The organism is Pimelobacter sp. 30-1 (genome assembly GCF_018831735.1).
Taxonomy (GTDB): domain Bacteria; phylum Actinomycetota; class Actinomycetes; order Propionibacteriales; family Nocardioidaceae; genus Nocardioides.
Map to the genome: position 1 here is coordinate 40562 of NZ_NHTS01000005.1, position 10562 is coordinate 51123.

The 10562-nt window shown below is 69.9% G+C and carries 10 protein-coding genes; 6 read left to right on the forward strand and 4 right to left on the reverse strand.

Features of this window, described 5'->3' with window-relative positions:
* The first annotated feature begins 111 nt into the window (after nt 1-111).
* The 5 genes from pstS (at nt 112) to CCO04_RS11580 (ending at nt 4890) form a co-directional block, all read left to right on the forward strand.
* Nucleotides 112-1209: a phosphate ABC transporter substrate-binding protein PstS gene (gene pstS / locus CCO04_RS11560; RefSeq protein ID WP_215814296.1), complete on the forward strand. Its 1098-nt coding sequence runs from the start codon at nt 112-114 to the stop codon at nt 1207-1209.
* A 90-nt stretch (nt 1210-1299) separates the two neighbouring features.
* Nucleotides 1300-2271, forward strand: a complete 972-nt coding sequence (pstC, locus tag CCO04_RS11565; protein WP_215814297.1) for a phosphate ABC transporter permease subunit PstC — start codon at nt 1300-1302, stop codon at nt 2269-2271.
* The gene (pstA, locus tag CCO04_RS11570; protein ID WP_215814298.1) at nt 2268-3323 is read left to right on the forward strand and encodes a phosphate ABC transporter permease PstA; all 1056 of its coding nucleotides are present in this window, start codon (nt 2268-2270) and stop codon (nt 3321-3323) included. The genes pstC and pstA overlap by 4 nt, the downstream gene beginning before the upstream one ends.
* Nucleotides 3324-3334: 11 nt before the next feature.
* The gene (pstB, locus tag CCO04_RS11575) at nt 3335-4114 is read left to right on the forward strand and encodes a phosphate ABC transporter ATP-binding protein PstB (protein WP_215814299.1); all 780 of its coding nucleotides are present in this window, start codon (nt 3335-3337) and stop codon (nt 4112-4114) included.
* A 35-nt stretch (nt 4115-4149) separates the two neighbouring features.
* Nucleotides 4150-4890 (forward strand): winged helix-turn-helix domain-containing protein, encoded by a 741-nt coding sequence (locus CCO04_RS11580; RefSeq protein WP_215814300.1) that lies wholly within the window; start codon nt 4150-4152, stop codon nt 4888-4890.
* A 28-nt stretch (nt 4891-4918) separates the two neighbouring features.
* Here CCO04_RS11580 and CCO04_RS11585 read toward each other — a convergent pair whose 3' ends face one another.
* The 3 genes from CCO04_RS11585 to CCO04_RS11595 form a co-directional block, all read right to left on the reverse strand.
* A complete protein-coding gene (locus CCO04_RS11585) occupies nt 4919-5947 on the reverse strand; it encodes an inorganic phosphate transporter (protein WP_215814301.1) in 1029 nt (342 codons plus the stop codon).
* 4 nt (nt 5948-5951) lie between these two features.
* On the reverse strand, nt 5952-6569 hold the full coding sequence (locus CCO04_RS11590) for a DUF47 domain-containing protein (protein ID WP_215814302.1): 618 nt from the start codon (nt 6567-6569) through the stop codon (nt 5952-5954).
* A 119-nt stretch (nt 6570-6688) separates the two neighbouring features.
* Nucleotides 6689-8863, reverse strand: a complete 2175-nt coding sequence (locus tag CCO04_RS11595; RefSeq protein WP_215814303.1) for an RNA degradosome polyphosphate kinase — start codon at nt 8861-8863, stop codon at nt 6689-6691.
* A gap of 103 nt (nt 8864-8966) precedes the next feature.
* On the opposite strand from CCO04_RS11595, the gene CCO04_RS11600 reads away from it, so the two are divergent.
* Entirely contained in the window at nt 8967-10028 is a 1062-nt protein-coding gene (locus CCO04_RS11600; protein ID WP_257752390.1) for an alpha/beta hydrolase, read from the forward strand.
* Here CCO04_RS11600 and CCO04_RS11605 read toward each other — a convergent pair.
* Entirely contained in the window at nt 9991-10515 is a 525-nt protein-coding gene (locus tag CCO04_RS11605; protein ID WP_215814305.1) for a hypothetical protein, read from the reverse strand. The two genes, CCO04_RS11600 and CCO04_RS11605, sit on opposite strands and share 38 nt — an antisense overlap.
* Between the last annotated feature and the right edge of the window lie 47 nt (nt 10516-10562).

Here is a 10562-nt window from a genome sequence, read left to right on the forward strand (position 1 = left end):
CGTTCAGATCCGCCGGGGAGTTGCGTTACCGACGCTGCCTAACTTCTCCAGCGTCCAGTACGCATCGAGGGGCGGATCGAGAAGGCCCCTCACCTCTGAGAGGCAAGTTCCTTGAACCTCAAGACCATCCGCCGCGCCGCGGTGCCCGGTGTCGCTGCTCTGGCCCTGCTCATGAGCGCCTGCGGTGCCTCGAACGAGTCCGGCTCGGGCGACGACAACACCGACTCCGCGGGCCTCAGCGGCACGCTCAAGGGTGGCGGCGCCACGTCGCAGGAGAAGGCCCAGGAGGCCTGGAAGACCGCGTTCCAGGGCAAGAACACCGGCCTGACCATCGACTACAGCCTGCTCGGCTCGACCGACGGTCGCAGCCAGTTCATCAGCAAGGCGCTCTCGTTCGCCGGCTCGGACTCCTACATCAAGGACGAGGAGCTCACCAAGGCCAAGGAGCGCTGCGGCGGCAACATCATCGAGATCCCCGCCTACATCTCCTCGATCGCGATCGCCTACAACCTCCCGGGCGTCGACGACCTCAAGCTCGACGCGGACACGCTCGCCAAGATCTTCGACAACAAGATCACCAAGTGGAACGACCCGGCCATCGCCGCTCAGAACGACGGCGTGGACCTCCCCGACCTCAAGATCACGCCCGTGCACCGCTCCGACGACTCGGGCACCACCAAGAACTTCACCGACTACCTCAACAAGGTCGCTCCGGAGGCGTGGAAGTACGAGGCCGAGGACGCGTTCCCGGTCTCCGGCGGCCTCTCCGCCGAGGGCACCTCGGGCGTGGTCAAGTCGATCACCGACACCGAGGGCGTCATCGGCTACGCCGACGCCAGCCAGACCGGCGACCTGAGCCACGTCTCGGTCAAGGTCGGCGACGCGTACGTCGCGCCGTCGCCCGAGGGCGCCGCCCAGACCGTCGCGGTCTCGCCGGTCGTCGAGGGCCGTGACGCCACCGACATCGCCGTGGACGTCGACCGCACCACCACCGAGGCCGGTGCCTACCCGGTCATCCTGCTGTCCTACCTCATCGCCTGCGAGAAGTACGACGACAAGGCCGAGGCGGACAACGTCAAGGGCTACCTCGAGTACATCGTCTCCGACGAGGGCCAGGCCGAGGCGGCCGACTTCGCCGGCTCCGCGAAGCTCTCGCCCGAGACCGCCAAGAAGGCCCAGGACATCGTGGCGGGCATCTCCGCCAAGTGATCCACCGGAGGGGGTGAGGACGCGCGACGCGGTCCTCACCCCTTCCGCCAGCCCCCCGCACGACCACCCCCGAGCACGAAGGCGAACGACGTGACAGCACCCACCGCCGAGGCCGAGGACGCCCCCGCGGCCTCCTGGGCCAGCGTCCGCGGCGGGGTCGGCGACCGCATCTTCAGCGGCGCGGCCCTCCTGGCCGGTCTGAGCATCCTGGCCGCCCTCGCGGGGGTCTTCATCTTCCTGGCGATCAAGGGCATCACCGGCTTCACCAAGCCGGCCGCCGTCTACGGCCCGCACGCCGAGAGCTTCATCGGCTACGTCGTCCCGCTGCTCGTCGGCACCTTCACCGCCTCGGTCATCGCGCTGATCATCGCGGTGCCGCTCGCCTTCGGCATCGCGCTGGTGATCAGCCACTACGCGCCGAAGTGGATCGCGGCGCCGGTGGCCTACGTGATCGACCTGCTGGCCGCCGTCCCGTCGGTCGTCTACGGCCTGTGGGGCGCGTTCTACCTGGCCAAGAAGCTCGTCCCGATGCACGAGTGGCTGCACGATCACCTCGGCCCGATCCCGGTCATCGGTCACCTCTTCGGCGAGCCGAGCCCGGCCGGTCGCACGCTCCTGACCGCCGGCATCGTGCTCGCGATCATGATCCTGCCGATCATCACCGCGATCACCCGCGAGGTCTTCTCCCGCACGCCGCGGCTGCACGAGGAGGCCGCCCTGGCCCTCGGTGCCACGCGCTGGGAGATGGTCCGGATGACGGTCTTTCCCTACGCCCGCTCCGGCATGGTCTCGGCCGTGATGCTCGGCCTGGGCCGCGCCCTCGGCGAGACGATGGCGGTCACCATGGTGCTCTCGGTCGGCTTCGACCTGTCCTGGAACGTGCTCGCCACCTCGAGCCCGACCTCGATCGCGGCCAACATCGCGCTCAAGTACAAGGAGCGCAGCGCCGACCTGCTCAACGTCCTGGTCGCGACCGGTCTGGTGCTCTTCCTGCTGACCTTCCTGGTCAACTTCCTCGCCCGCTGGATCGTGGGCCGCAGCGAGAGGCGGATGGCTCGATGAGCACGCTCGAAGAGGTCTCGACGCGGGTCCACGTCCCGCTCGTCCAGCCGCGCCTGCCGCGGCAGGCGCCGGCCATCATGGGCGTCGTCGCGGTCGCCTTCGGCGCGCTGATGCTCGTGCTCGGCATGGGTGTCGTCGGAGCCGTCGTCCTCGCCGCGGTCGTCTACATCCTCGCGCTGCCGCTGTGGTCGCTGGCGATCGAGGGCCGGCGCAGCGCGACCGACCGGCTGATGACCGCGCTGATCTGGTCGGCCTTCGGCGTCGCCGTGGTCCCGCTCGTCTCGCTCATCTGGCGGGTCGTCAGCAAGGGCGCCGGCCGGATCGACGGCACGTTCCTGAGCTACTCGTTCTTCAAGACCCAGATCGACCAGCCGGTCGGCATCTACCACGCGATCATCGGCACCCTGCTGATCACGCTGGGCGCGACGATCATCTCGGTCCCGGTCGGGGTCATGGCCGCGGTCTACCTGGTCGAGTACGGCAAGGGCAACAAGCTGGCGAAGGCGATCACCTTCCTGGTCGACGTCATGACCGGCATCCCGTCGATCGTCGCGGGCCTGTTCGCGTTCGCCCTCTTCACGCTGATCTTCGGGCCGGCGTACGTCTCCGGGTTCGGCGGCTCGGTCGCCCTCTCACTGCTGATGATCCCCATCGTGGTGCGTGCCACCGAGGAGATGCTGATGCTGGTGCCCGACGAGCTCCGCGAGGCGGCGTACGCGCTGGGGACGCCGAAGTGGAAGACGATCGTGCGGATCGTGCTCCCCACCGCGCTCGGCGGCATCCTGACCGGCATCACGCTCGCGATCTCGCGGGTCATCGGTGAGACCGCGCCGCTGCTGCTCATCGCCGGGGCGACCGACCGCACCAACATGAACCTCTTCGACGGCGCGATGACGACCCTGCCGGTCCTCATCTACGGCCAGAACCTGCGGGGCGACGCTCCCGCGGAGGCGATCGCCTGGGGCGCCGCCTTCATCCTCATCGTCATCGTGATGGTGCTCAACCTCGCAGCACGCATCGTCGGCAAGATCTTCGCGCCCAAGAAGGGCTGAGAGGCAACACCATGGCCAAGAGCATCGACGTCTCCGACGTCAACATCTACTACGGCGACTTCCTCGCCGTGCAGGGCGTCAACATGACGGTCCGGGCCGGCGCGGTGACCGCCTTCATCGGTCCGTCGGGCTGCGGCAAGTCGACCTTCCTGCGCTCGCTCAACCGGATGCACGAGGTGATCCCGGGGGCCCGCGTCGAGGGCAAGATCGTGGTCGACGGGCAGGACCTCTACGAGGCCGGCGTCGACCCGGTCGCCGTACGCCGCCAGGTCGGCATGGTCTTCCAGCGGCCCAACCCGTTCCCCACGATGTCGATCTACGACAACGTGCTCGCGGGCCTCAAGCTCAACGCCGGCAAGATCAAGAAGGCCCAGGCCGACGTGGTCGTCGAGAAGTCGCTGCGCGGCGCCAACCTCTGGAACGAGGTCAAGGACCGCCTCAACAAGCCCGGCATGGGTCTGTCCGGTGGCCAGCAGCAGCGGCTCTGCATCGCCCGCGCGATCGCGGTCGAGCCGCAGATCCTGCTCATGGACGAGCCGTGCTCGGCGCTCGACCCGATCTCGACCTCGGCGATCGAGGACCTGATCCACGAGCTCAAGAACGACTACACGATCGTCATCGTCACCCACAACATGCAGCAGGCGGCGCGCGTCTCCGACGACACCGGCTTCTTCAACCTCAAGGCGACCGGCGAGCCCGGCCACCTGGTCGAGTTCAACCCGACCAAGAAGATGTTCGCCAACCCCGACGACCCGGCCACCGAGGCCTACATCTCCGGCCGGTTCGGCTGAGCCGGCAGGCTCTCGGACCAGACGACGACATGGGCATGCTGGACGGGCGTCGGGACGCCCGTCGTCAGTCCGTGCGCGCCTACCTGCACCGCTGGGTGGAGACCGCGGGAGCCCAGCTCCTCGTGGTCGACCCCACCGATGACGGGGGAGCGCTCGCGGAGGCGATGGCGGGCCGCGGCGTGCACGTGACCTGGGTGGGGACGACCCTCGACGGCCTGGTGGCCTTCGGGCGCACCGACCCCCACGCCGTGGTGGTGGCCGCCGGTGCGCCGGGGATCCCGCCGGACGAGTTCGTCGGGCTGATCCGCCAGCACGGCTCGCCGTACGTGATCGCGGGGACGGGCGGGGTCGACGACCCCACCGCGGAGGCGGTCGGGCCGCTGATGCTGGCGGGTGCCTCGGCGGTGACGGTGCGGCCCTACGCCGCCCAGCACCTCTGGGACCTGCTCACCCACGCGCCGCGCTCGGTCGCCGAGCACGCGACGCTCGAGGTGGGACCGATCGAGCTCGACGCGACGGCGTACGCGGTGCGGGTCAACGGCGCCCGGATCGCCGACCTGCCGCTCAAGGAGTTCGAGCTGCTGCGCGCGCTCATGCTCTCCTCGCCGGGGGTGGTGACCGACGACGAGCTGCGCGAGGCGCTGTGGGGCGCCGACGGGAAGCGTCCGGGCGGCAACACCATCGCGATGCACGTCACCCGGCTGCGGACCCGGCTGGGCGACGTCGCCGACGTACGCCGGATCCGCGGGCGCGGCTACAGCCTGACCGTGGGCTGACCGAGCGGGCTCGGCCGGGTCGGTCAGGTCAGAGCAGGATCAAGCGGAGGATCTCGTAGGAGCCCCAGGCCGCGAGCGCGGCGGCCGGGAACGTCGAGACCCAGGCGGCGAGGATCGTGCGGGCCATGCCCCAGCGCACCGCCGAGAGACGCTTGGTCGCGCCGGCGCCCATCACCGCGGAGGTGATGGTGTGCGTGGTCGAGATCGGGGCGTGGAAGACGAAGGCGGTCGTGTAGAGCACACCGGCGCCGACCGACTCGGCGGCGAAGCCGCGCGGCGGGTCGAGGTGGATGATCTTGCGACCGAGGGTGCGCATGATCCGCCAGCCGCCGGCGTAGGTGCCGGCCGAGATGGCGCCGGCCGCGGCGAGCACGACCCAGATCGGCAGCGTCTCGATGTCGTAGGAGCCCGGGTAGGCGATCACCAGCGTCAGCAGGATGACGCCCATCGTCTTCTGCGCGTCCTGCAGGCCGTGGCCGAGCGCGAGCGCGGCGGCCGAGACGGTCTGCATGCCGCGGAAGCCGCGGTTGACCTTGTGCGGATTGCTCTTGCGGAAGATCCACAGGATCGCGGTCATCACCGCGAACGCGGCGAGGAAGCCGAAGAGCGGCGAGATCACCATCGGGATGAGCACCTTCTGCACGATGGTGTCCCACTTGACGCTGACCCCGCCGGCGATCGCGGCGCCGACCAGGCCGCCGATGAGCGCGTGGCTCGACGACGACGGCAGGCCGAAGTACCAGGTGATCATGTTCCAGATGATCGCGCCGAGCAGGCCCGCCATCACGATGACCAGGCCGTGGTGCACGCCCACTTGCAAGGTGCCGTTGGCATCCTCGATGGTGATCACGTCGGCGACGGTCTTGGCGACCTCTTGGCCGAGGAGCGCGCCGATGAAGTTCATCAGCGCGGCGAGCGTCAGCGCGATGCGCGGGGTGAGCGCCCGGGTGGAGACGGAGGTCGCGATCGCGTTGGCGGCGTCGTGAAATCCGTTGGTGTAGTCGAACGCCAGGGCGATGACGACCACGGCGATCACGATCGCCAGCGTGAGAGTCACAGACTCAGCTTTCCTTGACGGCGATCTGCTCGATGGTGTTCGCGACCTTCTCGAACGCGTCGATGGCGCCCTCGAGGGACTCGACGATGTCCTTGAGCTTGAGGATCTCGATCGTCGGGTACTCGCCGGAGAACAGCTTGGCGAGCGTACGACGGTGGTTGCGGTCGCCGGCGTTCTCGAGCCGGTTGATCTCGATCCAGTAGTCGTCGAGGGACTGCATCGACTGCAGGCGCGGCATCGCGGCCGCGGTCAGCTCGGCGCAGCGCTGGATGACGTCGACCTGCTCGGAGAGCTCGGCCGGCAGCTCCTTGACCTCGTAGAGCAGGATCAGGTCGACCGCCTCGTCCATCATGTCCATGATGTCGTCGAGGCCGGACCCGAGGGCATAGATGTCCTCGCGGTCGAAGGGCGTGACGAAGGTGCTGTTGACCTTCTTCACGATCTCGTGCGTCGTCTCGTCGGCGGCGTGCTCGGCGGCACGCATCCGCTCGGCGACGGAGTCCTTGTCCGAGGAGTCGGACAGCATCTCCGCAAGGAGCTCGGCGCCGCCCACGAGGTGCTGGGCGGACTGGGTGAAGAGGTCGTAGAAGGAAGTATCGACCGGACGCAGACGCAGACCCACATGGACTCCCGTTGAGGCGGAGACGAACGCGCTCATGCTAGGGGGTCACCTTCTGGTGAACGCAACCCGCGGGGCACCGTTCGGAGTGTGGCTCCGCGCACGTGACGCGTTGTCGCAGGTCAGCGCGGCGTGTCGGCCCTGCGGCGGCGTTGCTGCTCGATGAGCTTCTCCTGCAGGTGGTCGACCCCGTCGTTGCGCTTCCACTCACCGTCGGAGCCCAGCTCCCACGCCTGGGTGGTCGGGGCGAAGGCGAGATCGAGCAGCCGTCGTACCTCGTCGCGGGAGGCGTCGGGGAGCCGGACGAGCACCTCGACGCGCCGGTCGAGGTTGCGGTGCATGAGGTCGGCCGAGCCGATCCAGGCGACCGGCTCGCCGCCGCCCTCGAAGGCGAAGATGCGGCTGTGCTCGAGGAACCGGCCGAGCACCGAGCGGACCTTGACGTGGTCGCTGAGACCCGGGACGCCGGGGCGCAGCGCGCAGATGCCGCGGACCAGGAGCTCGACCGGGACGCCCTCGCACGAGGCGAGGTAGAGCGCGTCGATGGTCTCCTCGTCGACCACGGAGTTGGCCTTGAACCGGATCCCGGCCGGGCGGCCCGCCCGGTGGTGGGCGATCTCGGCGTGGATCTGCTCGACCAGGCCCGCGCGCACCGAGTCGGGGGCGACGAGCAGCTGCTCGTACGTCGCCTTGCGCGACCAGCCGGACAGGTTGTTGAAGAGGTGGGCGACGTCCTCGCCGATGGTCTCGTCGGTGGTGAGCAGGCCCAGGTCCTCGTACATCCGCGAGGTCTTGGGGTTGTAGTTGCCGGTGCCGATGTGGGTGTAGCGGCGGATGCCCTCGGGCTCGTCGCGCACCACCATCGCCAGCTTGCAGTGGGTCTTGAGGCCGACCAGGCCGTAGACGACGTGGCAGCCGGCCTGCTCCAGCTTGCGTGCCCAGCGGATGTTGGCCTGCTCGTCGAAGCGGGCCTTGATCTCGACCAGCACCAGCACCTGCTTGCCGGCCTCGGCGGCGTCGATGAGGGCATCGATGATGGGGGAGTCGCCGGAGGTGCGGTAGAGCGTCTGCTTGATCGCGAGCACGTGCGGGTCGGCCGCGGCCTGCTCGATGAAGCGCTGCACCGAGGTGGCGAACGAGTCGTAGGGGTGGTGCACCAGGACGTCGCGCCGGCGCAGCGCCTTGAAGACGTCGACCGGCGCCGCCGACTCGACCTCGGCCAGGCGGGCGTGGGTGGCCGGCACGAACGAGGGGTACTTGAGGTCGTCGCGCGGCAGGTCGGCGATCGAGTGCAGCCCGCGCAGGTCGAGCGGACCGCGGACCCGGAAGACCTCCTGGGGGCTGATGTCGAGCTCGGAGACGAGCAGCTCGAGCACCGAGGGGGCGATCGACTCCTCGACCTCCAGGCGCACCGGCGGGCCGAACTTGCGGCGCAGGAGCTCCTTCTCGAGCGCGGCGAGGAGGTTCTCGGCGTCGTCCTCCTCGACCTCGAGGTCCTCGTTGCGGGTGACCCGGAAGGTGTGCGCCTCGAGCACCTCCATGCCGGGGAAGAGCCGGCCCAGGTGAGCGCCGATGACGTCCTCGAGCGGGACGAAGCGGGCGTTGCCGAGCCCGACGAAACGGTCGAAGTTCGAGGGCACCTTGACCCGGGCGAACAGCTCCTTCTCGGTCTTCGGGTTGCGGATGACGACCGCGAGGTTGAGCGAGAGCCCCGAGATGTAGGGGAACGGGTGCGCCGGGTCGACCGCGAGCGGGGTCAGTACCGGGAAGATGCGGTCCTTGAACAGGCGCTTGCAGAACTTCTGCTCGTCGCGGTCGAGGTCGGACCAGCGGACCAGCTCGATGCCCTGCTCGTTGAGCTCGGGGATCACCTGGTCGTGGAAGGCGCGCGCGTGGCGGTGGCTCAGCTCGGCGGTGCGCTGCCAGATCGCCTCGAGCACCTCGAGCGGCATCATGCCGCTGGCGGCCCGGACGGCGAGGCCGGTCGCGATCCGGCGCTTGAGGCCGGCCACCCGGACCATGAAGAACTCGTCGAGGTTGCTGGTGAAGATCGCCAGGAAGCGGGCCCGCTCCAGCAGCGGCAGCGTCTCGTCCTCGGCCAGCTCGAGCACCCGCTCGTTGAAGCGCAGCCAGGACAGCTCGCGGTCGATGAAGCGGTTGTCGACAGCCTCGATCGCGGCGACCAGGTCGGCGTTCGGGATGCCGTCGAGGTCCACGGCCGCAGGGTCGGTGGCGAGGTCGAGGGGGCCGCCGACGGACGGCGGGACGTCGATCTCCGGCTGCTGCTCCAGGGACATGTGATCGAGTGTGGCAGTTGCGGGTGAACGCGAGGTGACGTCGCGGGGGACGCCGGGGCGCGGACCCCTCCTCCTGGAGGTGACTCACGGGTAAGTTGTGCTCGTGAACCTGCGAGCGACCCTCGAGGGCGGCGCCCTCAAGACCCTGCTGAGCCTGCCGGCGAAGGCGCAGCGCGCGCTCTCCGGCCGCCCGCTCGTCCTCGACGGGCAGACCCTGGCCCCCGACCTGCAGCTCCTGCTCGGGATGCAGAAGCTCGCCCGCCGCGGCGAGCTCGGCCACACCTCCGTGGCCGACGGGCGGGCCTCGATGAACGCCAACGCGGCCCTCGCCGGGGGCCGCCAGCCCATCGGCGCCGTCCGCGACCTCGTCGTCGCCGACCGCGCTGCCCGTCTCTACCTGCCCCACGGCGCCCGTCCCGCCGACCAGGGCACCCCGCTGCTGCTGTTCTTCCACGGCGGCGGCTTCCTCTACGGCGACCTCGACTCGCACGACGCGCCCTGCCGGGTGCTCGCCGAGGAGTCCGGCGTCCCGGTGCTGGCGGTGGACTACGGCGTCGGCCCCGAGGCCGCCTTCCCGGCCGCCTTCGACGACGCCGAGGCCGCCCTGCGCTGGGTGCACGAGCACGCCGACGAGCTCGGCGTCGACCCCGCCCGGATCGGCGTCGGCGGCGACTCCGCCGGCGGCAACATCGCCGCCTGGACCGCCATCGCCGCCGCCCGCGACGGCGTCCCGCTGGCCTTCCAGCTCCTCGTCTACCCCTGCACCGACATCGACCGGGAGACCGAGAGCCTGCGCCTGTTCGGCGAGGGCCTCTACCTGACCGCCGAGTCGATGGAGATGTTCACCGCGACCTACCTCACGACCCCCGAGGCGCGCGCCGACGAGCGGGTCAACCTGCTCGACGTCACGTTGCCCGCGGGGCTCGCGCCGTCGTACGTGGTGACGGCGGGGTTCGACCCGCTGCGCGACGAGGGCGAGGCCTACGCCCGGCACATGGTCGACGCCGGCGCCGAGGTCGAGCTGCGCCGCTTCGTGGACCAGATCCACGGCTTCCTCAACATCGTCGGCGTCGGCCGCACCAGCCGCGCGGCCGTGCTCGAGATCGCCGGACGACTGCGGGAGCTGGCTACAGCTCGGGGCGGTACTCGCGCAGCTGACGGGTGAAGTCCGCCGCGTCCACCATCGACCCGTCGACCACGAACGGGTCGAGGTTGCGCCGTGGGAACCGCACCGCCCACCCGCTCTCGCCGGGCCGGCCGTCGATCTCGACCTGGGTCCCGGGCTTGCGGAGGTCGAAGCGGTAGGTCGTCTCGCCCTGCTCGACGTACACGATGCCGCGGACGACACTCACCTCGACCGGCACCACCCGCGTGCGCGCCGCCCCCCACGCCAACCCGATCGTCAGCGCGATCATGACCACCCCGAACGGCGTCGCGATCTTGCCGTTGAGCAGCGCCAGCAGCGCCACCATCCCGGCCACCACCGCCGTGGCTCCCAGCACCATCGACAGGATCCGCGGATCACTGCCGTCGCCCGTCAACCGGTCGCTGCCCGGCGCCGGATCCCCACCGAACAGGGACAACGAGCCGTCATCGGCCTCCAGCGCAGCCACCCGCTCCTGCGCCGCCGCCAGCTCACCCGTCAACGCCACGACCTGACCCTCCGCCGCCTCACAGCGCCGCAGCAGGTCGTCGCGCT

What these genes read in the sequence shown, in the direction of transcription:
- pstB (WP_215814299.1), top strand. Translation starts at nt 3,335, where the DNA reads ATGGCCAAGAGCATCGACGTCTCCGACGTCAACATCTACTACGGCGAC.
- CCO04_RS11580 (WP_215814300.1), top strand. Translation starts at nt 4,150, where the DNA reads ATGCTGGACGGGCGTCGGGACGCCCGTCGTCAGTCCGTGCGCGCCTAC.
- pstA (WP_215814298.1), top strand. Translation starts at nt 2,268, where the DNA reads ATGAGCACGCTCGAAGAGGTCTCGACGCGGGTCCACGTCCCGCTCGTC.
- CCO04_RS11595 (WP_215814303.1), bottom strand. Translation starts at nt 8,863, where the DNA reads ATGTCCCTGGAGCAGCAGCCGGAGATCGACGTCCCGCCGTCCGTCGGC.